Genomic DNA, 25,877 nt, shown 5'->3' with positions numbered 1-25,877 from the left:
TTTTCGATCTTCCCCTACGGAGAGACCAACGTGCCGTTCATTTCCAATGCCTTCGCGCAAGGTGCCGGTGGCGCCGAATCGAGCCTGATGAGCTTCCTGCCGCTCATCCTGATGTTCGCGGTGCTCTACTTCATCATGATTCGTCCGCAGATGAAGCGCCAGAAGGAACACCGCAACATGCTCGCGGCCATGGCGAAGGGCGACGAAGTCGTCACGAGCGGCGGCCTCGTCGGCAAGGTGACGAAGGTCACCGAAGGCTACATCGGCATCGAAATCGCCGAAGGCACCGAAATCACCGTGCAGAAGGCTGCCGTCACGACCATTCTGCCGAAGGGCACGATCAAGTCGCTGTAAGGCTTTCACCGAGCGTCCGGCTCCCCGCGCCGTGCCCGCCTGAGAGAGCGGGCCGCCGCGGCGCCGGACGCGACGCTTTCACGCCAACCACCCGTTCGGCCCCCTCATGAATCGTTACCCACTCTGGAAATATGTCGTGATGGTCGTGGCGCTCGCCATCGGCCTTCTGTACACATTGCCCAACTTCTTCGGCGAAGCGCCGGCGGTGCAGGTGTCGAGCGGCAAGGCCACGGTCAAGCTCGACTCGACCACGCTGACCCAGGTCGAATCCGCGCTCGCGTCCGCGCAGATCAAGCCGGACGACGTCACCTTCGAGAACACGGCGTCCAACGCGAACATCCGCGTGCGCCTGAAGGACACCGATACGCAGCTGCGCGTCAAGGACCTGCTGCAGAAGTCGCTGAACGCCGATCCGAACGATCCGCAGTTCGTCGTCGCACTGAACCTGCAGAGCGCGTCGCCGCGCTGGCTGACCGCGCTGCACGCACTGCCGATGTATCTCGGCCTCGACCTGCGCGGCGGTGTCCACTTCCTGCTCCAGGTCGACATGACGGGCGCGCTCACGAAGAAGCTCGACTCCGACGCGACCGACGCACGCACGCTGCTGCGTGACAAGAACATCCGCGACGGCGGCGTGAGCCGCGTCGACCAGTCCGTCGTCGTCAACTTCAGCGACGCGCAGACGGCCGAAGACGCCCGCAAGGTGCTCGCCGCGTCGGTCACCGAACTGCAATGGGCGACCCAGCCCGGCGGCGGCGGCACGCAGGTCGTCGGCACGTTCACGCCGGCCGTGCAGAAGGCCGTCGAGGACGCCGCGCTCAAGCAGAACCTGACCACCCTCCACAACCGCGTGAACGAACTCGGCGTGTCCGAGCCGATCCTGCAGCAGCAGGGCAGCGACCGCATCGTCGTCGAACTGCCTGGCGTGCAGGACACCGCGAAGGCGAAGGACATCATCGGCCGCACCGCGACGCTCGAGGCGCGCCTCGCCGATCCGATCAACACGCACCCGAACCCGAACGACCCGGTGCCGCCGGGCGAGGAGCTGTTCACGCAGGGCAACCAGGCGCCCGTGCTGCTGAAGAAGGACGTGATCTTCACCGGCGACCGCATCATCGATGCGTCGGCCGGCTTCGACGAACACCAGCGTCCGTCGGTCAACATCCGCCTCGATTCGGCGGGCGGCCGCTCGGTGCGCGCGGTGTCGCGCGAGAACATCGGCAAGCCGATGGCGATGGTGCTGTTCGAGAAGGGCAAGGGCGAAGTGCTGACGGTCGCGACGATCCAGTCCGAACTCGGCGACCGCTTCCAGATCACGGGCCAGCCGACGCCGCAGGCCGCGGCCGACCTCGCGCTGCTGCTGCGCGCCGGTTCGCTCGCCGCGCCGATGGACATCATCGAGGAACGCACGATCGGCCCGAGCCTCGGCGCCGACAACATCAAGATGGGCGTCCACTCGGTGATCTGGGGCTTCTGCGCGATCGCCGTGTTCATGATCGCGTACTACATGCTGTTCGGCGTGGTCTCGGTGATCGGCCTGTCGGTGAACCTGCTGCTGCTCGTCGCCGTGCTGTCGCTGATGCAGGCGACGCTGACGCTGCCGGGTATCGCGGCAATCGCGCTCGCGCTCGGCATGGCGATCGACTCGAACGTGCTGATCAACGAGCGCGTGCGTGAAGAACTGCGCGCGGGCCAGCCGCCGCAGCTCGCGATCCAGTCCGGTTACGCGCATGCGTGGGCGACGATTCTCGACTCGAACGTCACGACGCTGATTGCCGGCCTCGCGCTGCTCGCGTTCGGCTCGGGCCCGGTTCGCGCGTTCGCGATCGTGCACTGCCTCGGTATCCTGACGTCGATGTTCTCCGCGGTGTTCTTCTCGCGCGGGATCGTCAACCTCTGGTACGGCGGCCGCAAGAAGCTGAAGTCGCTCGCGATCGGCCAGGTGTGGAAGCCGGAAGGCGCCGCGGCCGGCGCATCGTTCGCCGATGTGGACGAATCGACCGACACCGCGCGCGCCGCGAAGCTCGCCGCGCCCGCGAAGGGCAACGCGCCGCGCACCGGCAAGCCGCAGCTGCGCAACCGCGCGCAGCAAGGCGTGTCGCCGAAGAAACCGGGCTCGACCCAATAAGGCCCCGGAGAAGATCATGGAATTTTTCCGCATCCGTAAAGACATTCCGTTCATGCGGCACGCGCTGGTGTTCAACGTGATCTCGCTGGTCACGTTCCTCGCCGCCGTGTTCTTCCTGTTCCACCGCGGGCTGCACCTGTCCGTCGAATTCACCGGCGGGACGGTGATCGAGGTGCAGTACCAGCAGGCCGCGGAACTCGAACCCGTGCGCGCGACGCTCGGCAAGCTCGGCTACGCCGACGCGCAGGTGCAGAACTTCGGCACGTCGCGCAACGTGCTGATCCGCCTGCAGTTGAAGGAAGGCCTGACGTCCGCGCAGCAGAGCGACCAGGTGATGGGCGCGCTGAAGGCGCAGAGCCCCGACGTGTCGCTGCAACGCGTCGAGTTCGTCGGCCCGCAGGTCGGCCGGGAACTCGCGACCGACGGCCTGCTCGCGCTCGCGTGCGTCGTGATCGGCATCGTGATCTACCTGTCGTTCCGCTTCGAGTGGAAATATGCAGTCGCCGGCATCATCGCCAACCTGCACGACGTCGTGATCATTCTCGGCTTCTTCGCGTTCTTCCAGTGGGAGTTCTCGCTGGCGGTGCTCGCGGCGATCCTCGCGGTGCTCGGCTACTCGGTCAACGAGTCGGTCGTCATCTTCGACCGGATCCGCGAGACGTTCCGCCGCGAACGCAGGATGAGCGTGCAGGAAGTGATCAACCATGCGATCACGACCACGATGTCGCGCACGATCATCACGCACACGTCGACGGAAATGATGGTGCTGTCGATGTTCTTCTTCGGCGGCCCGACGCTGCACTACTTCGCGCTCGCGCTGACGGTCGGCATCATGTTCGGCATCTACTCGTCGGTGTTCGTCGCGGGCTCGCTCGCGATGTGGCTCGGCATCAAGCGCGAAGACCTGATCAAGGACAAGAAGACCGCGCACGACCCGGACGATCCGAACGCGGGCGCGCAGGTTTAAGCGCCGCGCCGTTTCGGCTGATCCCGGAAGGCCGGTCCCTCGCGGACCGGCCTTTTTTCATGCGCGAGCCGCTCCCCTCTTCCCCCGGGCGCGATGGCGCGGGCCGTCGGCTACAATCGCGTCACCATCCCGCCCGCCACTCGTCGAAGCCGCGGTCCTCATGATGCCTGCCACGCGTGTCGTTCGTCGCATCGTCGCCTGGAGTACCGGTGCAGCCGCCGCGGCTGCGTTCGTTGCATGCGCATCGGCCGCCCGCGCGCAATCCGCGTCCGCGCCGACCGCCTCCCCGCCCGCCTCCCCGCCTGCCGCCGCATCGCAACCCTCGCCCTGCCCGCCCGACTGGGAACCGCAGCTCTGCGAACTGAAGGCCGCGGTCGAAGTGCTGAAGAGGCAGCACCTGACCGACGTCGACCTCGGCGCATTGCTCGACGCCACCGTGCACGACGGGATCAGGACGCTGCCGTACGCGCGCTTCTTCAACGCGAAGGAGCGCCAGCAGCAGCTCGACGACGAGCGCCGCGCGCGCGACGGCACGCCGGGCATCGGCATCGTGTTCGAGACGCGGCCCGACGGGCTGCACATCATCGACGTGATCCCCGACGCGCCCGCCGAGCAGGCCGGCGTGCGGCCCGACGATCTCGTCGTCGCGATGAACGACACGAGCGTCGTCGGCCTCGACAGCAGCGAGGTCGTGAAACTCGCGCAGGGCGACGCGGGCGTGCCGCTGAAGCTCACGGTCCGGCGCGGCCCGAACCATGCAACGCTCACCTTTGCGCCGGTCCGCGCGATCGTCAGGCCGCACCCGGCGACCGCCAGGCGGCTCGCCGGCGACATCCTGTACACGCGGCTGTCGAGCTTCCCGGAGCCGGCGGTCGGCAACACCATCGACGCGGTGCAGGCCGCGCGCCGCGCGGGGCCGCCGGTGACAGGCGTGATCCTCGACCTGCGCATCAACGGCGGCGGCGCGCTCAATGCGGCGATCGGCATCACCGCGCTGTTCGCCGGGCGCGACCGCACCGCGATGGTGACGCTCGAGCGCGACGGCACGAAGCGCCGCCGCTTCACGACCAGCTGGCCCGACTACGAACTGCCGGTCATGCACGGCCAGGATCCGCTCGCGCCGCTGCAGGCCGACGACTGGTGGCGCACCGTGCCGCTCGTCGTGCTCGTGGACGGACAGAGCGCGTCGGCCGCCGAAGCGACCGCGGCGGCCCTGAAGGATCTCGGCCGCGCGCGGCTGCTCGGGATGCCGACCTACGGGAAGGGGCTCGCGCAGACCGGCGTCGACCTGATCGACGGCACGCGCCTGAATTTCACGTTCGCGCGCAACCTGCGGCCGAACGGCTGCCCGATGGACGGCTACGGCGTCGTGCCTGACTGGCTCGTGCCGCCGCGCCGCGACTCGGACGTCGACGGCGTGCTGCTGTGGTACCGCGAAGTCGATCTCGCCCGCGCGCCATATGCGGACCGGCAGGCGCCCGATCCGTTCGCGCCGGTACGCAAGGCGCGGCAGACACTGCGCGAGCAGCGCGTGCGGGCCAAAGTCGATACGGCGAAGAGCGCGGCGCTGCCGCAGCGCGAATTCGGCACGGCTGCCGACTGGCAGCTCCGGCAGGCGCTCAATGCGCTCGCCGGCCGGCCCGTGCAGACCATCAACGCGCCCGCGCGACTGATGCCGGCGCCGCCGGTATGCGCGCGCGGCGACGACTGACGCGCCGCCGCGCGCCCGATCACCGGAACCCGAACCGCCGGCGCAACACGACCAGCGCCGCGAGGCTCAGCACGGCCGCGAACATCAGGTAGAAGCTCGGCGAGGTCTTCATCCCGGTCGCGCGGATCAGCCACGCGATGATGAACGGCCCGAAGCCGCCGAAGATCGTCACCGCGACGTTATACGCGAGCGACATCCCGGTCGTGCGCGTCTGCACCGGAAACACTTCGGACAGCAGGCCCGGCAGCGCCGCGAAATAGCCGGTCATCAGGACCGCGAGCAGCACCTGCAGCGCGATCAGCGTGCCGAAGCCCGGATGCGCGACCAGGTACGCGAACGCCGGATAGATCAGCACGAGAATACCGACCGCCGGCGCGAGCATCACGCGCACGCGGCCGTAGCGATCCGACCAGTGGCCGACGAGCGGCGCGAACGCCATCTGTATCACGCCGACGACGAGGATCGCCGCGAACGCGGCGGACGGCGCGAGGCCGAGCTGCTTCACGCCGTAGGTCGGCATGAACAGCACGAGATAGGTCGCGACGGTGCCGAGCACCACCACGCCCATCGCGGCGACGAGCCGCGCCTTGTGCGACGCGAACGTGTCGCGCAACGGGCTCGCGGTGCTTTCGGCCGCGAGGAATTCGGGCGTCTCGTCGACCTTCGAGCGGATGTAGTACGCGACGGGCCCGAGCAGCAGCCCGAAGAAGAACGGGATGCGCCAGCCCCACGCGGCCATCTGGCCGGCCGTGAGCTGCGCGTTCAGCACGGTGCCGAAGCCGGCCGCGAGCAGCGTCGTGAGGCCCTGGCTCGCGACCTGCCAGCTCGCGAAGAAGCCGCGCCGACCCGGCACGTGCTCGGCCAGGAACGCGGTCGCGCTGCCGAATTCGCCGCCGGCCGAGAAGCCCTGCATCAGCCGGGCGGCGACGAGGATCAGCGGTGCCGCGACGCCGATCGTCTGGTACGTCGGCAGCACCGCGATGACCAGCGTGCCGGCCATCATCAGCAGGATCGACAACGTGAGCGCGGCCTTGCGGCCCGCGCGGTCGGCGTACGCGCCGAGCACGATCGCGCCGAGCGGGCGCATGAAGAACGACACGCCGAACGTGCCGAGCGTGAGCAGCAGCGACACGGTGTCGTTGCCGGCCGGAAAGAACAGCTTCGAGATCGTCACCGCGAAGAAGCCGTAGACCACGAGGTCGAACCACTCGAGCGCGTTGCCGATCGACGCGGCGACCACCGCGCGCCACACGCGCGGCGACGTGGCAATGGAGCTGGACTGCGTGACGGCGTGCATCGGCGATCTCCTTGTCGTTATACGTTCTGTCCGACGCGTCCGTTCTCGCGCCGCGAGCTGTGCCGACGATTATAGGCGCGCAAAAAAAACCGCCGCGCCCCCGGAGAACGGGAGCGCGGCGGCGGACACGCGGCGACCGGCCCGGCCGGGCGCGTTACTGCTGCTTGACGGCTTCGGCCGTGATCAGCAGCTTCGTCTTCATCTTGAAGCCGTACTGCTTGCCGTAGTCGAGGCCGAAATCGTCGCGGCTGAATTCGCCGACCGCATCGACGCCGCACACTTCACGCTTGAGCATCGGATGCGGCATGCACTTGAGCGAGTCGATCTTCAGCGTGACCGGCTTCGTGATGCCATGCATCGTCAGGTTGCCGACCACCGACACCGGCTTGTCGCCGTCGAACTTGATGGTGCCCTTGTAATTCGCCTGCGGGAACTTGGCCGCGTCGAAGAACTCGGCCGTCTGCAGGTGCTCGTCGAGCTTCGCGCTGCCCGTGTGGATCGACGCGACGTCGGTCGTCACGTCGACCGTACCGGTCTTCGCCGCGCGGTCGAGCGTCACGGTGCCGCTCGACTTGTCGAACTTGCCGCGCCAGACCGACAGGCCGCCGAAGTGGTCGGCCTCGAAGCTCGGGTACGTGTGGCTCGGGTCGAACTGGTACGTCGCGCTGTCGGCGAATGCCGAGAACGACAGCGAAGCGGCCAGCGCGCCCGCGGCGATGATCAGATGCTTTTTCAAACGCTTTCTCCTTGGAACAGCGCCGCGCACTCGCGCGGCATTCGGGTGATGCGACAGCCCGCCGCTTACTTCGCGGCGACGAGATGGAACTTGATCTGCACTTCGTCGGCGACGATCGACGTGTCCTTCCACTCGCCGGTGCCGACGTTGAACGCCGAGCGCTTGATCGGCAGCACGCCGTCGAAAGTCTGCGTCGCGCCGTTCTGCGTGACCGTGACGGGCACCGTGACGGTCTCGGACTTGCCCTTGATCGTCAGCTTGCCGGTCACGTTGTACTTGTTGCCGCCGGCCGGCGCGATCGCCGACGACGCGAAGCTCGCCTGCGGATATGCCTTCGCGTCGAACCAGTCCTTGCCGGTGACCTGCTCGTTGTACATCTTGTCGCCGAGGTCGAAGCTCGCGATGTCGATCGACATTTGCGCGCTGCCCTGCGCGGCCTTCGCCGGGTCGAACTTCACCTGCGCGGAGAACTTCTTGAATGCGCCTTCGGTCGGCACGTTCATCTGCTTCGACACGGCGGACACCTTGCTCTTCGCGAGATCGACGTCGGCATGCGCCGCGGCCGACGCGACAAGTGACACCGCGGCGAACGCGGTCAGCATGGAGCGGGAGAAAGACACGTTCATGGGATCCTTCATTTGGCGGAGGGAAGCATCCGCGACAGCAGGCCGTCGCGGTCCAACAACTGGTGCTTGAGCGCCGCGAGCACGTGCATGGCGACGAGTGCAAGCAGAATGTAATTCAAAGTCACGTGCAGCGTCTTGAAGGTTTCCTTCAGCACCGGATCGGGATCGATCAGGCGCGGCAGCGGCACGATGCCGAGATAGACGACCGGGATGTTCGACGCCGAGCTGTACAGATAGCCGGTCACCGGAATCACGAGCATCAGCACGTACAGCAGCATGTGCACGCCGTGCGACGCCGCGCGCTGCCATGCCGGCGTATTGCCGGGCAGTGCCGGCGACGCGTGAGTCGCCCGCCACAGCACGCGCACGACGGCCAGCACGAACGCCGTCACGCCGATCCACTTGTGCCATGAGAAGTACTTCAGCTTGGTCGGCGTGAAGCCGGGGATGTCGGTCATCACCCAGCCGAGCGCGAAGCCGCAGACGATCAGCAGCGCGATCAGCCAGTGCAGCGCGATCGCGGTCTGCGTATAACGTACCGGCGTGGCCGGCAGCGAATTCGATGCCATCTTGGATCCTCAGTTGAGCGAACAGCTGCGTCGGCAACTTCGACCGACGCTTGTCAAGGGCGCCATGCTACCGCAACCTTTTGTCGCGCGCGGACTCTGAGGACAGGCGCGTCAGCCGGCTGCCATGTTGACGCCATGTTACCGACCGGTCACCCGATAACCGACCGTTGACACGTCGAAAAAGCCGTTTTGGTAAGATTGGCGCGGGTTCCGGCCCCGCCGACGCGTCCCCCGCCCGTCGCACAACCGCTTTTCCCATGCAACGACACGACCTGATTGCCTGCCACGAATGCGACGCACTGTTGCATAAACCGCATCTCGCGCGCCGCGAAATCGCGCGCTGCCCGCGGTGCGATGCGCTGCTTTATCGCGACAGCACCACGCAGATCGAGCGAATCAGCGCGCTTGCGGTCGCGGCGCTCGTCACGTTCGTCATCGCGCAGGCATTCCCGATCCTCGAGATGGACCTGAACGGCACCCGCGTGCAGACGACGCTGATCGGCGCGATCGACGCGCTGTGGCATCAGGACATGGAGGTCGTCGGCGTGATGGTGTTCTGTTCGACCGTGCTCTTCCCGCTCGTCGAGATGGCCGCGCTGCTTTATGTGCTGCTGCCGATCCGCCGGGGCGTCGTGCCGCCGGGCCTCAACCTGGTGCTGCGCACGATCCAGTTCGTGCGGCCGTGGGGGATGATCGAGGTGTTCATGCTTGGCATCCTCGTCACGATCGTGAAGATGGTGAGTCTCGCAAGAGTCGTTCCCGACGCGGCGCTGTTCGCGTTCGGCGCACTGACGCTGATGACCGCCGTCGTGCTGATGTTCGATCCGCGCACGCTGTGGGACATGGCCGACGACCTGCGCGCCGGGCGTCCGCCCGCGCGGCCCGACAACACCGCGCCGCTGCCGGAAGCCCCCCGCCGATGACGATGCCGACCGCCGCCCGCGAGGGCTACGCCAGCTGTCACGCATGCGGGCTCGTGCAGACGATCGACCATCCGCACGCGCATTGCGCGCGCTGCGGCAGCACGCTTCACTTCCGCACGCCGAACAGCATCATGCGCACGTGGGCGCTGCTGATCGCGGCCGCGATCCTCTATATTCCGGCGAACCTGCTGCCGATCTTGCACACGTCATCGATCGTCGGCTCGCAGGAAGACACGATCATGAGCGGCGTCATCTATTTCTGGACATCCGGCGACTGGCCGCTCGCGGTCGTCGTGTTCGTCGCCAGCGTCCTCGTGCCGATGCTCAAGCTCGGCGTGCTGACGATCCTCGTCAGCAGCGCGCAGCGGCGCGCCGCGTGGCGGCCGCTGCAGCGCACGCGCCTGTTCCGGATCGTCGAGCGGATCGGCCGCTGGTCGATGCTCGACATCTTCGTCGTGACGCTCACCGTCGCGCTCGTCCATTTCCGTTCGCTCGCCGTCATCACGGCCGGCCCCGGCGCGCTCGCGTTCGGCTCGGTCGTGATCCTGACGATGCTCGCGTCGATGCAGTTCGATCCCCGCCTGATCTGGGATCCAGTCGAAACCTCAGGGAAACACCATGAATAGTCCGCAAGGCCCGCAGCACGACGCGTCCCGGCCGCCCGATCCGGCGATCTCGACGAAAAGCGGCTGGCTGCCGTCGCTCGTCTGGCTCGTGCCGCTGATCGCCGCGCTGATCGGCATCGGCCTCGTGATCAAGTCCGTGCGCGAGCGCGGCCCGGAAATCTCGATCAGCTTCCACAGCGCGGAAGGCCTCGAGCCGGGCAAGACGCAGGTCAAGTACAAGGACGTCGAGATCGGCATGGTCAAGACGATCAAGCTGTCGAAGGACCTGTCGCGCGTGCTCGTCCAGGTGCAGCTGAAGAAGGAAGCCGAGGACTTCGCGGTCAAGGGCTCGCGCTTCTGGATCGTGCGTCCGCGCATCGGCGCGACCGGCGTGTCGGGGCTCGGCACGCTGCTGTCGGGCGCGTACATCGGCGTCGACGCCGGCCACGGGCAGGACTCGCAGAGCGACTTCACGGGCCTCGAAACCCCGCCGGCCGTGACCGGCGACCAGAAAGGCACGCAGTACGTGCTGCGCGGCGATTCGCTCGGCTCGGTCGACATCGGCTCGCCGATCTACTACCGCCGCGTGCAGGTCGGCCAGGTGGTCGGCTTCTCGCTCGACAAGGACGGCACGGGCGTCACGTTCAACGTGTTCGTCAATGCGCCGTACGACCAGTACGTCGGCGTGAACTCGCGCTGGTGGCAGGCGAGCGGCGTCGACCTGCGGCTCGATTCGAGCGGCCTGAAGCTGAACACGCAGTCGCTCGCGACAGTGATCCTCGGCGGCATCGCATTCCAGACGCCGCCGAACCAGGACAGCGGCGCGACCGCGCCGAACAACACGACCTTCCGTCTCGGCTCCGACGAGGCCGACGCGATGCGCGACCCGGACGGCCAGCCGCTGCAGGTCGTGATGAACTTCAACCAGTCGCTGCGCGGGCTCGCCGTCGGCGCACCGGTCGACTTCCGCGGCATCGTGCTTGGCGAAGTGACGAACATCGGCATCGACTTCGATCCGAAGACCAAGAACTTCCTGATGCCGGTGACGATGAACGTGTATCCGGAGCGGCTCGGCCCGCGCTTCCGCGAAACGATCGAGAGCAAGGGCGAACCGGCCCGCCGCGAGATCGTCGAGCGCCTCGTCAGGCACGGGCTGCGCGGCCAGCTGCGCACCGGCAACCTGCTGACGAGCCAGCTGTACGTCGCGCTCGACTTCTTCCCGAAGGCGCCGGCCGTGACGATCGACGCGGCACGCCAGCCGCTCGAGCTGCCGACCGTGCCGAACACGCTCGACGAGCTGCAGCTGCAGGTCGCCGACATCGCGAAGAAACTCGACAAGGTGCCGTTCGACCAGATCGGCGCGAACCTGAACAGCGCACTCGCGAACGCCGACAAGCTGTTCAAGCAGCTCGACACGCAGGTCGCGCCGGAAGCGCGCGACACGCTGTCGGCCGCGAAGCAGACCTTCTCGACCGCCGAGGCGACGCTGCAGCAGGATTCGCCGCTGCAGTCCGACGTGCGCGGCGCGCTGAAGGAGCTCACGCGCACGCTGCAATCGCTGAACGCGCTCGCCGACTATCTGGAGCGCCATCCCGAATCGCTGCTCAAGGGCAAGCCAGGAGACAAACCATGACGACACGCGTGAACGGTTTCGCGAGCGGCGCGGCGGCGGCCTTCGCCGCGCTCGCGCTCGCCGCGTGCAGCTCGCCGCCCGCGCGGTTCTATACGCTGAGCCCGGCCGACGCCGCGGCGCCCGTGCGCACCGCGCCCGCCAACCCGGCGTTCCTGATCGAAGTGCCGTCGGTCGGCGTGCCCGAACAGGTCGCGAAGAACCAGCTCGTCGTGCAGAAGAACGCCGCGCAGGTCGACGTGCTCGAACAGGAACGCTGGGCCGCGCCGCCCGCCGACGAGATTCGCCGCGCGCTGTCCGACGATCTCGCCGCGCAGCTCGGCACGATCGATGTCGCGAATTCCGCGTACCCGGCCGGCGTGCCCGTCTATCGGATCAGCGTGAACGTGCAGCGCTTCGAGTCGTGGCCCGGCAAGCGTGCGGCGATCGATGCGGTGTGGAGCGTGCGCGCGCTCGGCACGCAGGCGGTGATGACGTGCCGCACGAGCGTCGCCGAACCGGTCGCCGACGGCTACGACGCGCTCGTCGCCGGCCACCGGCGCGCGCTCGACGTGATTGCGTCGCAGGCTGCGTCCGGCGTGCGCGCGCTGGCCGCGCGGCGCGGGGCGACGGCTGCGTCGGCCCCATCCACGACCGCATCCGGCAAGGCGGCGGCCGCCGCGCCCGTCGTGCCCTGCCCGGCCAATCCGACGCCAGGCGGCGACGCCGGCGCGACCGGCAAGTCCGGCGCGTAAGCGTGCGGCGCGCGCGCCGGTGTCCGGTGCATTCGCGCATGCGACTGCATTCGGCACGCGTCGCCCGGTAGTGCTCATCGGCAGCGATCCGCGGGCGCGCGCCGCCGCGCCCGCGAACCGGCCGCCATCGCCGACAAGGCCGATGCTGCACGTCACCCATCGGCCGGACGGCAGCTTTGCACTGTTTGTCAAAATCCGCCGGAACCGGCACCACGCAGTGCGGTCGGCTTGCGTTTTCGCGCCCGATTGACGATCCTACGCACTTTCCGGCCGGCTCCCCTGTCGTGCGCGCCAGCCGGCGACGATCCGTTCGCGTCCGGCGCGATCTCCGCATCTCCCGGGGCTCGCACGCAATCCGCGTGCACCGCATCGGGGCAGCCGCATCGCGGGTCGCCGCGCATCGTCCGGCAACGCGACCCGCCTCACCGTTCTCCCCGGCGCCGCGCCGTGTTCCCGGCCGGCATCCCGAACCCGCCCGTCCAGGGCTTTCGCCAATCCGTTTATGTTTCGTTCCCTGACGACCCTGATCAAGAAGTGGCGCGCGTCGCGCAATGCGAGCCACCAGCTCGATGCGCTGCTCGCGCATGCCGACGCGCAAGCGTCGTACGCCGAGCGCAGCGAATGGCTGATCGAGCTCGCGCACTGGCTGCGCCGCAACGGCGCGATGCAGGCCACGCAGGATGCGCCGGCCGAGCGTGATGCCGACACGCGCGTGTACCCGGCGCACGCGCGGCTGCGCTACCTGTTCCACGTGCTCGATCGCAATCCCGCGTGGAAATCGCACGCGGCGCGCATCCTGCGCGGGATCCTGCGCGAATGCGACGGCATCTCGCTGCTGTGCGACGCCGGCATGCCGGTGCACTCCGGCTTCTTCGGCGCGCTGTTCGAGCGGATCGACTCGTCGCTGATTCCGCCCGCGCCGAACCGCCGCGAGCTGACGGCGCTGTTCACGCTGATGTTCCCGGCACCGGAAGACGCGCAATGGATCGATGCGCTGCCCGACGACCTGCTCGCCCGCCTCGCCGAGCTGATCTCGTTCGACGTCACCGACGAAGAACGCCACGAGCCCGGCTCGTTCTCGCGCGACCTGCTGGCCGCGCTGCACAACCTGACCTGCCAGATCAGCTCGACCGGCCTGTCGCAGACGGTGCGCAGCCGCCTGTCCGACGACGACGCGCGCAAGCCGCTCGAAGCGCAGCCGTTCTACCGCCTCACGCGCGCGATGCTCGCGGTCGAGACCGCGCACGCGGCCGCCGAGGACGGCGGCGACGCGAGCAAGCTGCTGCACGAGGTGAACTACCTGCGCGTGCTGCTCGACGAATGCCGGATCGCGGTCGATGACGTGTTCGCACACCTGTACCGCAATGGCGTGTCGGTCGACATCGTGTTCCAGGTCGAACGGATGCGCATGCGCATCCTGCGCGCGGAAACGCTGCTCAACGCGTGGATGGCACGCGACGACCTGCGCGGGATGGCGCGCCTGACGGCCGAGCTCGTCGACGCGAACCAGAACAGCCAGAGCGTCACGCACCTCGTGCGCAGCAACTTCTCGCTGTTCGCGCGCAAGCTCGTCGAGACCAACGCGGACACCGGCGAGCACTACATCTCGCGCGGCCGCGCCGAGTACCTGAAGATGCTGCGGATGGCCGCGGGCGGCGGCCTCGTCACCGTCGCGACCGTGTGCGTGAAGTTCGCGATCACGGGCGCGCACCTGCAGTCGATGCTCGAAGGGCTGCTCGCGGGCGTCAACTACGCGGCGAGCTTCATGCTGATGCACTTCCTGCACTTCACGCTCGCGACCAAGCAACCCGCGATGACCGCGCCGACGCTCGCGCGCGAGCTCGACGACACCGGTCACGAGGAAGGCGTGAAGGCGTTCGTCGCGTCGGTGATCGCGCTGATCCGCACGCAGGCCGCGGCGATCTCCGGCAACGTGCTCGTCGTGCTGCCCGTGTGCCTGCTCGTGCAGCTGTTCGCGGGCAACCTGCTGCACGCGAACCTGATCTCGCCGGACAAGGCGCACGCGACGCTGCATTCGTTCTCGCTGCTGGGCCCGACGCCGCTCTACGCGGCGCTCACGGGCGTGCTGCTGTGGGCGTCGAGCCTGCTCGCGGGCTGGGCCGACAACTGGTTCGTGCTGCACCGGGTCGGCGACGCGCTCGCGTACAACCGCCGGCTGCGGATCACGCTCGGTGCGTCGGGCGCCGCAAAGCTCGCGCACTTCTGCCGGTCGAACGTCGCGGGCGTGGTCGCCAACGTCGGTCTCGGCCTGATGCTCGGCCTGATCCCGGCGATCGTCACCGTGTTCCTGTTCCCGTTCGAAGTGCGGCACGTGACGCTGTCGGCCGGCTCGATCGGAATCGCGCTCGGCGTGCTCGGCAAGGATGCGCTGGGCACGCCAGAGCTGTGGTGGGCCTGCGCCGGCGTGCTGAGCATGGCGGTCCTCAACGTGCTCGTGAGCTTCGCGCTCGCGTTCACGATGGCCGTGCGCTCGCGCAGCCTGCGCCGCGCCAAGGTGCGCGCGCTGGTCGGCGCGATCGTCCGCACGGTGCTGTCGAAGCCGTCCGCGCTGTTCTGGCCGGCCGGTGGAACGGCCGCGCGGGCCGGCCAGCCGGGCTCGCACTGACCGTCTGACGGCGGCGCGCCGCCCGGGCGGGCGCCGCCGCGCGGGCCCTGGCGGCGCGCCGTCACGGCCGGTGCGCCCTCGGCGGCGTCCCAAATCGGACCCAACGCCGGCTCCGGCCGCCCGCGCCGCGTACAATGGTGGACTTTTGCACGTCCTCACCCGCCTTATGTCCTCGCCCACCCTGTACGAATTCTTCGCTCCCTGCCCGCGCGGCCTCGAAGCGGCGCTTGCCGCCGAGCTGGCCGAAATCGCCGGCCGCCATCTGGACGGCGCGCCGTTCACCCCGGGCGCGCAGGTGCCGGGCGGCGTGCATTTCCGCGGCGGCTGGGCCGCCGGCATGGCCGCGAACCTCCATTCGCGGATCGCGAGCCGGATCCTGCTGAAGATCGCGCACCGCCCGTACCGCAACGAACAGGACGTCTACGCGCTCGCGCTCGAGCAGCCGTGGGAACGCTGGTTCGCGTCGACGCAGACGCTGCGCGTCGACATCACCGCGATCAAGTCGCCGCTGAAGAGCCTCGAATTCGCGACGCTGCGCGTGAAGGACGCGATCTGCGACCGGATGCGCGACAAGACCGGCTCGCGGCCGAGCATCGACACCGGGGCGCCGGACGTGCGCGTGTTCGCGTTCCTGACGGCCACCGAGTGCACGCTGTACCTCGATACGTCGGGCGAGCCGCTGTTCAAGCGCGGCTGGCGTCTCGACAAGGGCGCGGCGCCGCTGCGCGAGAACCTCGCGGCCGGCATCCTGCGCCTGACGGGCTGGACGCCCGGCACGCCGCTGTACGATCCGATGTGCGGCAGCGGCACGTTCCTCGCGGAAGCCGCACAGATCGCGCTCGGCGTCGCACCGGGCGTCGAGCGCCGCTTCGGCTTCGAAAAGCTCAAGCAGTACGACATCACCGCCTGGCAGGGCCTGAAGGTCGCGGCGCTCGACGCGAAGCGCGCGGCGCGCGGCAAGCGCGATGCGCTCGGCGTGTACGGCAGCGACATCTCGGGCGACATGCTCGAGAAGGCGCGCGCGAACCTCGAACGCGCGGGCGTGCCGTCGGTATGGCTCAAGCAGGTCGACGCGCGCGGGATGGCGCCGCCGTGCGACGGCCCGGGCATCATCCTCGCGAACCCGCCGTACGGCGAGCGGATCGAGGTGCGCGGCCGCAGCGCGCGCGGCGAGGTGCGCGAGACGGGCCGCAACCGCGGCAACGACGACGCGTTCCGCCGCACGCACACCGACGCGCCGGACAGCGAGTTCTTCAACGCGCTCGGCGATGCGCTCAAGCAGCGCTTCACCGGCTGGCAGGCGTTCCTGCTGACGTCGGACCGGTCGCTGCCGGGCCAGCTGCGGCTGCGCGAATCGGCGAAGACGCCGCTGTTCAACGGCGCGCTCGAATGCCGGCTGTTCCGCTTCGACCTGATCGCCGGCAGCGTGAAGGCACGCCCGGCCGCGCCGGAAGGCGACGCCTGACGCGCGAAGCGGCCGCTGCGGCCGCCTGCTGACACCCAGACGATGCCCGGCCAATCGGCCGGGCATTTTTCTTTCCGCCGCACCCATGCGGGTGGCGCCACGCGTGCCGCTCCGCCACTGTCACGCCGCTGAGGTTTCGCACGGCTCTTGCGCCGGCGAAGCTGCCTTTTGTCAGCCCCGCCGTGACTACTGACAGCACGCTGTCAGCAGCCCCCCGTCACACTGCAATCCCGGCGCAATGCAAGGCTGGTTTCCATCAAGAACCCGAACAAGACAAGGAGCTCGTCATGACGTCCGCAACTGCAACCGCAACCGCAACGCTGGAACGCGCGATCGCGTGGTTCGACATCCCGTCCCTCGATTTCGACCGGGCGATCCGTTTCTACGAAACCGTGCTGCAAACGACGCTGCAGCGCGAAGTCATCGGCGGCGTGCCGATGGCCGTGTTCGATCACGAAGCGTCGAGCACGGGCGGCAGCATCGTGTTCGATCCGCAGCAGATGAAGCCGAGCGCGAACGGCGTGCTCGTGTACCTGAACGCCGGCGAGTCGGTCGTCGCGGCGCTCGAGCGCGCGAAACGCGCGGGCGGCGTCGTGCAGGGCTCGGTCGTCGAGCTGCCGAACAACTACGGCTACATCGGCTACCTGATCGATACCGAAGGCAACCGCGTCGGCCTGCACGCACCGAAATGCCACTGAGCGCGTCCACGATCCGGCCGGCGCGGGGCTATCATCGCGAAGTCCCCCTAGCCGCTGGAGTCGAGGTGCAGCCATGACGCGCCGTGCCGACCGCCTGTTCCAGATCGCCGAGCTGCTGCGCGGGCGGCGTCTCACGACCGCGCAGCAGCTCGCCGACTGGCTGTCGGTGTCGCCGCGCACGGTCTATCGCGACGTGCGCGACCTGCAACTGTCAGGGGTGCCGATCGAAGGCGAAGCCGGCATCGGCTACCGGCTGAACCGCAACGCGAGCCTGCCGCCGCTCACGTTCACGGCCGAGGAACTCGCGGCGCTCGCGGTCGGCGCGAGGATGCTCGAGACCTGGGGCGGCGCGCGCTTCGCGGGCGGTGCGCGGTCGGCACTCGCGAAGATCGCGTCGGCGATGCCGGCCGACAAGCGCACCGCGCTCGACCGCCTGCCGGTGTTCGCGCCGTCGTTCCACATCGACGAAACGTTCTGCGCGAAGGTCGACGCGATCCACCAGGCGGTCGACACGCACCACATCGTCAGCTTCGACTACCGCGACCGGCTCGGCGCGCACACGCAGCGCCGCGTGTGGCCGCTCGGGCTCGTCTACTGGGGCGGACGCTGGACGATCGGCGCGTGGTGCGAGCTGCGCGACGACTTCCGCACCTTCGACATCGCGCGAATGGGCGACATCACCGTGCACGAGCAGTTTCCGGACATGGAAGGCCGGCGGATCGCCGACTACATGCGAATCGCGGAAGCGCCGATGCGCTGACGCGCGCGGCGCCGAGCGACAGCTTCACCGCTTCGGCATGCGCGGGCACGTCGGCAATGGCGGCAGCAGGCGGCAAGCCCGCCCCCGCCCCGCCGCCATTCGTGCGCCGGGGCGTCCGCGCGCCGATAACGCCCGTCACTCCCCGAACACCACTGACCGCTTCGGCCGCTCGTCGACGTGCAGCGAAAACACGTCGGCGCGCGCATAGTGCCCCACGACGTCGAAGTCGTAACGCGCACGCACGAGCTCATCGGTATCGATGCGCGCGGTCACGAGCCCGGCCTCGCCGATCAGCGGCTCCGTCAGCAGGTCGCCGAGCGGCCCGACGATCACGCTGCCGCCGCGGATCAGCGGCCGCTCGGGATCCCACCCCGGCACGTCGATGCCGAGCGCACGCGGCGACGGCTGCACCTGGCACGCGCTCACGACGAAGCAGCGTCCCTCGTGCGCGATGTGCCGCATCGAGCTTTGCCACAGGTCGCGCTCGTCGACGGTCGGCGCGCACCAGATCTGCACGCCTTTCGCGTACATCGCGCAGCGCAGCAGCGGCATGTGGTTCTCCCAGCAGATCGCGGCGCCTGCGCGGCCCGCGGCCGTGTCGACCACCGGCAGCGTCGAGCCGTCGCCCTGCCCCCAGATCAGCCGCTCGGTGCCGGTCGGCATCAGCTTGCGGTGCTTCGCGACGAGCCCGTCGCGCGGATCGAAGAACAGCGCCGTGCAGTACAGCGTGCTGCCGCCGCGCTCGATCACGCCGACCACGAGGCTCGCGCCCGTGCACTGCGACAGCGCGGCCAGTTCGTCGGTTTCGGGCCCCGGCACGTCGATCGCCTGCGCGGCATAGCGCGCGTACGCGTCGCGGCCCTCGGGCAACCGGTAGCCGAGCCGCGTGCCGAAGATCTCGCCTTTCGGGTAGCCGCCGAGCACGGCCTCGGGCAGCACGACGAGCGACGCGCCGCTGTCGCGGATCGCGGTTTCGTAGCCGAGGATCGTGTCGAGCGTGGCGCGCGTGCCGGCGGGCGATGCGCCGATCTGCAGCGCGGCGATGACTGAGGTGGACATGAAGACGTCTCCAGTGAGTGGGGTGACGCCATCTTTGTCGATATCATTTCATCGATCAAATCGATACAACGATAACTGACATGAATTCAGATGATATCGCCGGACTCGACCTGAACCTGCTGAAAGTGTTCGAGGCGCTGTACGAGGAAGGCGGCGCGAGCCGCGCGGCGCTGCGGCTCGGCCTCACGCAGTCGGCCGTCAGCGCGGCGCTCGCCCGGCTGCGCGTGATCTATGCCGATCCGCTGTTCGTGCGCACCGGCCGCGGGCTCGCACCGACGCCGCGCGCGGACGAACTGAAGCCGATCCTGTCCGATGCGCTCGACCGCTGCCGCGAAAGCCTCGCGATCGCGGCCGATAGCGGCGAGCGCGTCGGCCGCACGATCTCGATCGGGCTGTCGGACGACTTCGAGATCGCACTCGGCCGCGCGCTGATCGACGCGGTCGCGCGGGAAGCCGCGGGCATCCGGCTGATCTTCCGGCAAACGCACAGCGGCATCGCCGGCGACGCACTGCTGCGGCACGGCGTCGATCTCGCGATCGCGTCGGGCGGGTTTTCGGCCAACGGCCTCAGCCGGCGCGCGGTCGCGACGGGCGGCTACGCGTGCCTGGTCGATCCGGCCGGCCGCGCGCGCTCGCCGCGCACGCTCGCGCTCGCCGATTTCCTGCAGCGCGATCACCTGCTCGTGTCGTCGGGCGGCGTGATCGGGATCGTCGACGAGGCGCTGGCCGCACTCGGCCACAAACGGCGCGTCGCGGCCTCGACCACGCACTTCGCGGCGCTGCCGTACCTGCTCGCCGGTTCCGACGCGGTGGCAACGATCCCCGCGCACGCCGCACGCGCGATCGCGCAATCGACGTCGCTGCGCGCGCTCGCGTGCCCGGTCGAGCTGCCGCGCTACCCGGTGGAGATCGGCTGGCGCACGAGCACGCAGCGCGATCCGGCGATCGTGCGCGTGCGGGACACGATCGCCGCCTGCGTCGCGACGATCGTCGCGCCGTGAAAAAACGGGGCATGATTGAACCGCTACCGGTTCGGCCCTGCCGCCGGGGCCGCTCGCCGATCGAGGCAGGCCGCACCGCCGATACCCGATACGTGTCGCGGCGAATGGGGCGCCCGTCACCGCCGTGCCCATGAAATGACCAGGGTCGGATTCGTCTGACGATGCGGCCGGCAGCGTCCGGGCGCAACCGGTAAAATGCCGAACCATGAAACCCGAAATCTGGACCCCGCATGTGACCGTCGCGGCGCTCGTCGAGCGCGCCGGCCGCTTTCTCGTGATCGAGGAAGAAACCTCGACGGGCCTGCGCATCAACCAGCCAGCCGGCCATCTCGAAGCCGGCGAGACGCTCGCCGACGCCGTGATCCGCGAGACGCTCGAGGAAACCGCGCATCCGTTCGTCCCCGACGCGCTCGTCGGCGTCTATCTCGCGCACTACGACCGCCCCGGCACCGCCGGCGCGACCTACCTGCGCTTCACGTTCTGCGGCACGGCCGGTGAGCCGCTGCCGGGCCACACGCTCGACGACGGCATCGTCCGCGCGCTGTGGATGAGCGCCGACGAACTGCGCGCGTGCAGCGAACGCCACCGCTCGCCGGCGGTGATGCGCTGCGTCGACGACTATCTCGCCGGGCGGCGGATTCCGCTCGATTTCGTGCATACGCATTCGGTCGCGCCGCGTCCGGACGCATTCGACCGTCAGGCGGTAAACAAATGAGCAAGCGCCGTGTAGTAGTGGGCATGTCGGGCGGCGTCGATTCGTCGGTGACCGCGTGGCTGCTGAAGGAACAGGGGTACGACGTGGTCGGCCTGTTCATGAAGAACTGGGAAGACGACGACGACGGCGAATACTGCTCGACGCGCCAGGACTGGATCGACGTCGTGTCGGTCGCCGACCTGATCGGCATCGACGTGGAAGCCGTGAACTTCGCGGCCGAATACAAGGACCGCGTGTTCGCCGAATTCCTGCGCGAATACTCGGCCGGCCGCACGCCGAACCCGGACGTGCTGTGCAACGCCGAGATCAAGTTCAAGGCGTTCCTCGATCACGCGATGTCGCTCGACGCGGAAATGATCGCGACCGGCCACTACGCGCGCGTACGCGAGCGCGACGGTCGCTTCGAACTGCTGAAGGCATTCGATCATACGAAAGACCAGTCGTACTTCCTGCACCGGCTGAACCAGGCGCAGCTGTCGAAGACGATGTTCCCGCTCGGCGAGATTCCGAAGACGAAGGTGCGCGAGATCGCCGCGCAGATCGGCCTGCCGAACGCGAAGAAGAAGGACTCGACCGGCATCTGCTTCATCGGCGAACGGCCGTTCCGCGACTTCCTGAACCGCTATCTTCCGACGAAGCCGGGCCCGATGAAGACGCCGGACGGCAAGGTGGTCGGCGAGCACATCGGCCTCGCGTTCTACACCTTCGGCCAGCGCAAGGGCATCGGCCTCGGCGGCAGCAAGGACGGCAGCGGCGAGCCGTGGTTCGTCGCCGCGAAGGACATCGCGTCGAACACGCTGTACGTCGTGCAGGGCCACGACCATCCGTGGCTGCTGTCGCGCGAGCTCGTCGCCGGCAACGTGAGCTGGGTCGCGGGCGAGCCGCCGGCCGACGGCTTCTCGTGCGGCGCGAAGACGCGCTACCGGCAGGCCGATGCCGCATGCTCGTTCGGCCGGGCCGCGCTCGGCCAGGCCGACGAAGGACGCTTCTCGCTCACGTTCGACGACGCGCAATGGGCGGTCACGCCCGGCCAGTCGGCCGTGCTGTACGAGGGCGAGATCTGCCTCGGCGGCGGCATCATCGAGTTCGCGGCCACCGGCCAGCCCGGCCAGACGGCGCCGGTACCGGCGGCAGCCCACGCGGGCGCGCTCGCCGAAGCACGCTGACATCCATTCGGTTTAGACTTGCGGCACGCCGCGCCCGGCGGAACACGATTCCGCCGCGGCCGCGGCGCGCCGCCCTCGCAGCGTACGCATGGCGGCATTTCAAGATGCTTACGGAGCCCCCATGCTTTCACGACGCTACCTCGCGATGTGGTGTGCCGTCCTGCTGCTCGTTGCGGCGGCCGCACTCGCGTCGATCCACGTGCTTCCCTGGCTGTGGATCATCCTCCCCGTCGCCCTCGTCGCACTCGGCCTGTACGACCTGAAGCAAGACCGCCACGCGATCCTGCGCAACTACCCGCTCTGGGGCCATTTCCGCTTCCTGTTCGAATTCATCCGCCCCGAGATCCGCCAGTATTTCGTCGAGGACGACACCGACGAGAAGCCGTTCTCGCGCGCCCAGCGCAGCCTCGTCTACCAGCGCGCGAAGAACGTCGCCGACAACCGCCCGTACGGCACCGAACTGAACGTGAAGGCCGTCGCGCACGAATGGATCAGCCACTCGCTCGCGCCGACGAAGCTGCCGAACCACGACTTCCGCATCCGGGTCGGCGCGAACCGCGCGCAACCATACGACATCTCGATCTTCAACATCTCGGCGATGAGCTTCGGCTCGCTGTCCGCGAACGCGATCCGCTCGCTGAACCTCGGCGCGAAGAAAGGCGGGTTCGCGCACGACACGGGCGAAGGCTCGCTGTCGAAATATCACCGCGAGAACGGCGGTGACATCATCTGGGAAATCGCGTCCGGCTACTTCGGCTGCCGCAACGAGGACGGCACGTTCAACCCGGACAAGTTCGCGAAGCAGGCCGCCGATCCGCAGGTCAAGATGATCGAGGTCAAGCTGTCGCAAGGCGCGAAGCCCGGCCACGGCGGCGTGCTGCCGGCCGCGAAGATCACGCCGGAGATCGCCGAGACGCGCGGCGTGCCGATGGGCAAGGACTGCATCTCGCCCGCGACGCACTCGGAATTCTCGACGCCGCGCGGGCTGCTCGAATTCGTCGAGCGGCTGCGCACGCTGTCGGGCGGCAAGCCGACCGGCTTCAAGCTGTGCATCGGCCATCCGTGGGAATTCTTCGGGATCGCGAAGGCGATGACCGAGACGGGCATCGTGCCCGACTTCATCGTCGTCGACGGCGCGGAAGGCGGCACCGGCGCGGCGCCGCTCGAATTCACCGACCATGTCGGCGTGCCGCTGCAGGAAGGGCTGCTGCTGGTCCACAACACGCTCGTCGGGATCGGCGTGCGCGACCGCGTGAAGCTCGGCGCGAGCGGCAAGATCATCACCGCGTTCGACATCGCGCGCACGCTCGCGATCGGCGCGGACTGGGCGAACTCGGCGCGCGGCTTCATGTTCGCGGTCGGCTGCATCCAGGCGCAGCACTGCCACACCGACCGCTGCCCGACCGGCGTCGCCACCCAGGATCCGGTGCGCCAGCGCGCCCTCGTCGTGCCGGACAAGGCCGAGCGCGTGTACAACTTCCACCGCAATACGCTGCATGCGCTGCAGGAACTCGTGCAGGCGGCCGGCCTCGGCCATCCGTCCGAGCTGCGCGCGCATCACATCGTGCAGCGCGTCGCGCCGCACGAGGTACGGCTGATGTCGCAGCTGCTGAAGTACCTGAAGCCCGGCGCGCTGCTCGACGGCCAGACCTGCGGCTATACGCTGTACGACAAGTGGTGGCCGATCGCGCGCAGCGATTCGTTCGTGCTCGGCGAGACCGTTTACACGTCGATCGAGTAACGCGTGATACGCGCGACCGCCCGTCGCCCGGGCGATCCGCCAAAAAGAAAAGCGCCTCGCGGGGCGCTTTTCGTTTGTTTGCACGATCCGCGGCCGGCAGCCGGTCAGACTTGCGGCAGCGTGTCGGCGAACGTCTGCCGCTGCGACAGCTTCACGAAATGCTTGTCGAGGTTCGGATGGCGGTCGCGCCAGTCGAGTTCGGGCATCCGGAAGTCGAGGTAGCCGAGCGCGCAGCCGAGCGCGATGTCGGCGAGCGTGTAATGATTACCGACGCACCACGTCTTGCCGCCGAGGCCCTGCGACATCGCGACGAGGGCGTCGTCGATCTTGCGCTGCTGGCGCGCGATCCAGCTCGCGCTGCGCTGTGCTTCTTCACGCAACGTGTGTTCGAGACGGATCGCCACGGCCGCGTCGAGCACGCCGTCGCCCAGCGCTTCCCAGCAACGCACCTCGACGCGCTCGCGCCCCGACGGCGGAATCAGCTTGCCGACCGGCGACAGCGTATCGACGTATTCGCAGATCACGCGGGAATCGAACACCGCGGCCCCATCCTCCATCACGAGACACGGGACCTTGCCGAGCGGATTCGATGCATGAATGTCCGTCTCCGGCGCCCACACGTTCTCGAGCTCCAGCTTGTAGTCGATCTTCTTTTCAGCAAGCACGATCCGCGCCTTTCGGACGTACGGGCTGCTGAGCGAACCGATTAATTTCATCATCTGCCTTTTTAAGGGAACCGCCGAGAGTATAAGTTGTCGCCGATCATAACCGGCCGGCGCGGCCGGGTAGGAAATCGCCCGTCCGGCCTGTGGATGGTTTGCAACAGCCGTCGCCGAGCCCCGTCCGGCGCTGCTTGCGGCCGCGGCTTTCACGCGCCGCGTCCGGCGGCGCTACAATCGCACGATGAATGCGCCCCTCGATACCGCCATCGCCGTCGACGTCTACCGCCAGCGCCGCGAACGCGTGCTTGCCGCACTGCGTGCCGCGGGCGGCGGCGTCGCCATCGTCCCCACCGCGCCGGAAATGCTGCGCAACCGCGATACGGCCTTCCCGTACCGGCACGACAGCTATTTCCATTACCTGACGGGCTTCACCGAGCCGGATGCCGTGCTCGTGCTGAGCGCGGCCGGCTCGCACGGCGCGCCGGAATCGGTCCTGTTCTGCCGCGCGAAGAATGCCGACCGCGAGATCTGGGAAGGTTTCCATTACGGGCCCGAGGCCGCGCGCGATGCGTTCGGCTTCGACGCGGCCTACGCAGTCGACGTGATCGACACCGAAATGCCGCGGCTGCTCGCCGATGCGGGCACCGTGCACTACCGGTTCGGCGCATCGGCCGAATTCGACCGCCAGCTCGCCGGCTGGATCGATGCGGTGCGCGCGCAGGCGCGCGCGGGCGTCGCCGCGCCGGACGCGCTGCTCGACCTCACGCCGCTGCTCGACGACATGCGGCTCGTGAAGGACGAACACGAGCTCGCGATCATGATGCGCGCCGCGCACATCTCCGCGCTCGCCCATCGCCGCGCGATGCAGGTGTGCCGCCCGGGAATCCGCGAATACGAACTCGAGGCCGAGCTGCTGTACACGTTCCGCAAGCATGGCGCGCAGGCGCCCGCGTACGGCTCGATCGTCGCGGCCGGCGCGAACGCATGCGTGTTGCACTACCCGGCCGGCAACGCGGCCGCGCGGGACGGCGACCTGATCCTGATCGATGCGGCGTGCGAACTCGACGGCTACGCGTCGGACATCACGCGCACGTTCCCGGCCAACGGGCGCTTCTCGCCCGCGCAGCGCACGCTGTACGACATCGTGCTCGCCGCGCAGCAGGCCGCGATCGACGCGACGCGCGCGGGCGTGCCGTTCGAGGCGCCGCACGACGCGGCCGTGCGTGTGCTGGCGCAGGGGCTGCTCGATGCCGGCATCATCCCGAAAACGCGCTTCTCGAGCGTCGACGACGTGATCGCCGAGCGCGCGTACGCACGCTTCTACATGCACCGCACCGGCCACTGGCTCGGCATGGACGTGCACGATTGCGGCGACTACCGCGAGCGGCTCGCCGAGCGCGACGCCAACGGCGCGCTGCCGTGGCGCACGCTGAAACCCGGCATGACGCTCACCGTCGAGCCGGGCCTGTACGTGCGGGCCGCCGACGACGTGCCGTCCGAATACTGGAACATCGGCATCCGCATCGAGGACGACGCGATCGTGCGCGAGCACGGTTGCGAGCTGATCACGCGCGACGTGCCGGTGGCGGCCGCCGAGATCGAGGCACTGATGCGCGCGAGCGCGCCGCACGGCGCCTGAGCGTGCCGCAGGCTGCCATCGCGCGTCGGCGGGCGCGCCGTTGACCCGCCGTTGACCGTTACTCC

At 68.7% G+C, this 25,877-nt stretch carries 23 protein-coding genes; 17 read left to right on the top strand and 6 right to left on the bottom strand.

The genetic code is table 11. From position 1 onward, the window contains the following. The first annotated feature begins 30 nt into the window (after window positions 1-30). The 4 genes from yajC to DIE21_RS13820 all read left to right on the top strand — a co-directional run bounded on the left by yajC (window position 31) and on the right by DIE21_RS13820 (window position 5,160). Window positions 31-354 carry a preprotein translocase subunit YajC gene (gene yajC / locus DIE21_RS13835; protein ID WP_124498231.1) on the top strand — a complete coding sequence of 108 codons (324 nt, stop codon included), beginning with the start codon at window positions 31-33 and terminating at the stop codon, window positions 352-354. Between the two features lie 106 nt (window positions 355-460). Beyond that, window positions 461-2,482 carry a protein translocase subunit SecD gene (gene secD, locus DIE21_RS13830; RefSeq protein ID WP_124498230.1) on the top strand — a complete coding sequence of 674 codons (2,022 nt, stop codon included), beginning with the start codon at window positions 461-463 and terminating at the stop codon, window positions 2,480-2,482. Window positions 2,483-2,498: 16 nt separating this feature from the next. After that, window positions 2,499-3,449, top strand: coding sequence for a protein translocase subunit SecF (gene secF, locus DIE21_RS13825; RefSeq protein WP_124498229.1), 951 nt, complete (start codon window positions 2,499-2,501; stop codon window positions 3,447-3,449). Window positions 3,450-3,609: 160 nt separating this feature from the next. Continuing rightward, a complete protein-coding gene (locus DIE21_RS13820; protein WP_124498228.1) occupies window positions 3,610-5,160 on the top strand; it encodes a S41 family peptidase in 1,551 nt (516 codons plus the stop codon). Between the two features lie 19 nt (window positions 5,161-5,179). Here the strand turns inward: DIE21_RS13820 and DIE21_RS13815 are convergent, their stop codons facing one another. The 4 genes from DIE21_RS13815 to DIE21_RS13800 form a co-directional block, all read right to left on the bottom strand. Beyond that, the gene (locus tag DIE21_RS13815; protein WP_124498227.1) at window positions 5,180-6,457 is read right to left on the bottom strand and encodes an MFS transporter; all 1,278 of its coding nucleotides are present in this window, start codon (window positions 6,455-6,457) and stop codon (window positions 5,180-5,182) included. Between the two features lie 154 nt (window positions 6,458-6,611). Beyond that, window positions 6,612-7,193 carry a YceI family protein gene (locus DIE21_RS13810; RefSeq protein ID WP_124498226.1) on the bottom strand — a complete coding sequence of 194 codons (582 nt, stop codon included), beginning with the start codon at window positions 7,191-7,193 and terminating at the stop codon, window positions 6,612-6,614. A gap of 65 nt (window positions 7,194-7,258) precedes the next feature. Then, a complete protein-coding gene (locus DIE21_RS13805) occupies window positions 7,259-7,819 on the bottom strand; it encodes a YceI family protein (protein ID WP_124498225.1) in 561 nt (186 codons plus the stop codon). A gap of 8 nt (window positions 7,820-7,827) precedes the next feature. Next, a complete protein-coding gene (locus DIE21_RS13800) occupies window positions 7,828-8,388 on the bottom strand; it encodes a cytochrome b (RefSeq protein ID WP_124498224.1) in 561 nt (186 codons plus the stop codon). Window positions 8,389-8,645: 257 nt separating this feature from the next. On the opposite strand from DIE21_RS13800, the gene DIE21_RS13795 reads away from it, so the two are divergent. The 8 genes from DIE21_RS13795 (at window position 8,646) to DIE21_RS13760 (ending at window position 17,829) form a co-directional block, all read left to right on the top strand. Beyond that, entirely contained in the window at window positions 8,646-9,311 is a 666-nt protein-coding gene (locus DIE21_RS13795) for a paraquat-inducible protein A (protein WP_124498223.1), read from the top strand. Next, a complete protein-coding gene (locus DIE21_RS13790) occupies window positions 9,308-9,937 on the top strand; it encodes a paraquat-inducible protein A (protein WP_124498222.1) in 630 nt (209 codons plus the stop codon). Before DIE21_RS13795 ends, DIE21_RS13790 begins: the two co-directional genes overlap by 4 nt. After that, complete coding sequence (locus tag DIE21_RS13785) at window positions 9,930-11,549, top strand: intermembrane transport protein PqiB (protein ID WP_124498221.1); 1,620 nt, start codon at window positions 9,930-9,932, stop codon at window positions 11,547-11,549. The genes DIE21_RS13790 and DIE21_RS13785 overlap by 8 nt, the downstream gene beginning before the upstream one ends. Next, window positions 11,546-12,280, top strand: a complete 735-nt coding sequence (locus DIE21_RS13780) for a membrane integrity-associated transporter subunit PqiC (RefSeq protein ID WP_124498220.1) — start codon at window positions 11,546-11,548, stop codon at window positions 12,278-12,280. Before DIE21_RS13785 ends, DIE21_RS13780 begins: the two co-directional genes overlap by 4 nt. A 502-nt stretch (window positions 12,281-12,782) precedes the next feature. Then, window positions 12,783-14,906, top strand: a complete 2,124-nt coding sequence (locus DIE21_RS13775) for a site-specific recombinase (protein ID WP_124498219.1) — start codon at window positions 12,783-12,785, stop codon at window positions 14,904-14,906. Window positions 14,907-15,072: 166 nt separating this feature from the next. Then, window positions 15,073-16,371 (top strand): class I SAM-dependent RNA methyltransferase, encoded by a 1,299-nt coding sequence (locus DIE21_RS13770; protein WP_124498218.1) that lies wholly within the window; start codon window positions 15,073-15,075, stop codon window positions 16,369-16,371. A gap of 287 nt (window positions 16,372-16,658) precedes the next feature. Beyond that, a complete protein-coding gene (locus DIE21_RS13765) occupies window positions 16,659-17,069 on the top strand; it encodes a VOC family protein (protein ID WP_124498217.1) in 411 nt (136 codons plus the stop codon). 73 nt (window positions 17,070-17,142) lie between these two features. Next, on the top strand, window positions 17,143-17,829 hold the full coding sequence (locus DIE21_RS13760) for a YafY family protein (RefSeq protein WP_124498216.1): 687 nt from the start codon (window positions 17,143-17,145) through the stop codon (window positions 17,827-17,829). Between the two features lie 135 nt (window positions 17,830-17,964). Here the strand turns inward: DIE21_RS13760 and DIE21_RS13755 are convergent, their stop codons facing one another. Continuing rightward, on the bottom strand, window positions 17,965-18,888 hold the full coding sequence (locus DIE21_RS13755; protein ID WP_124498215.1) for a carbon-nitrogen hydrolase family protein: 924 nt from the start codon (window positions 18,886-18,888) through the stop codon (window positions 17,965-17,967). An 80-nt stretch (window positions 18,889-18,968) separates the two neighbouring features. Between DIE21_RS13755 and DIE21_RS13750 the strand changes: the two genes are divergently transcribed. The 4 genes from DIE21_RS13750 (at window position 18,969) to DIE21_RS13735 (ending at window position 23,511) form a co-directional block, all read left to right on the top strand. Beyond that, entirely contained in the window at window positions 18,969-19,889 is a 921-nt protein-coding gene (locus DIE21_RS13750; RefSeq protein ID WP_124498214.1) for a LysR family transcriptional regulator, read from the top strand. Between the two features lie 205 nt (window positions 19,890-20,094). Then, on the top strand, window positions 20,095-20,604 hold the full coding sequence (locus tag DIE21_RS13745; protein ID WP_124498213.1) for an NUDIX hydrolase: 510 nt from the start codon (window positions 20,095-20,097) through the stop codon (window positions 20,602-20,604). Continuing rightward, complete coding sequence (gene mnmA, locus DIE21_RS13740; RefSeq protein WP_124498212.1) at window positions 20,601-21,770, top strand: tRNA 2-thiouridine(34) synthase MnmA; 1,170 nt, start codon at window positions 20,601-20,603, stop codon at window positions 21,768-21,770. Before DIE21_RS13745 ends, mnmA begins: the two co-directional genes overlap by 4 nt. A gap of 121 nt (window positions 21,771-21,891) precedes the next feature. Next, window positions 21,892-23,511, top strand: coding sequence for an FMN-binding glutamate synthase family protein (locus DIE21_RS13735; protein WP_124498211.1), 1,620 nt, complete (start codon window positions 21,892-21,894; stop codon window positions 23,509-23,511). A 104-nt stretch (window positions 23,512-23,615) separates the two neighbouring features. Here the strand turns inward: DIE21_RS13735 and DIE21_RS13730 are convergent, their stop codons facing one another. Next, window positions 23,616-24,230, bottom strand: a complete 615-nt coding sequence (locus DIE21_RS13730) for a glutathione S-transferase family protein (RefSeq protein ID WP_124498210.1) — start codon at window positions 24,228-24,230, stop codon at window positions 23,616-23,618. Window positions 24,231-24,414: 184 nt separating this feature from the next. On the opposite strand from DIE21_RS13730, the gene DIE21_RS13725 reads away from it, so the two are divergent. Beyond that, window positions 24,415-25,812 carry an aminopeptidase P N-terminal domain-containing protein gene (locus DIE21_RS13725; protein ID WP_124498209.1) on the top strand — a complete coding sequence of 466 codons (1,398 nt, stop codon included), beginning with the start codon at window positions 24,415-24,417 and terminating at the stop codon, window positions 25,810-25,812. The last annotated feature ends 65 nt before the right edge of the window (window positions 25,813-25,877 follow it).

Origin of the sequence: Burkholderia sp. Bp9140 (assembly GCF_003853425.1) — a bacterium.
Classification (GTDB): domain Bacteria; phylum Pseudomonadota; class Gammaproteobacteria; order Burkholderiales; family Burkholderiaceae; genus Burkholderia.
This window is presented reverse-complemented; position numbering and strand designations above follow the sequence as displayed.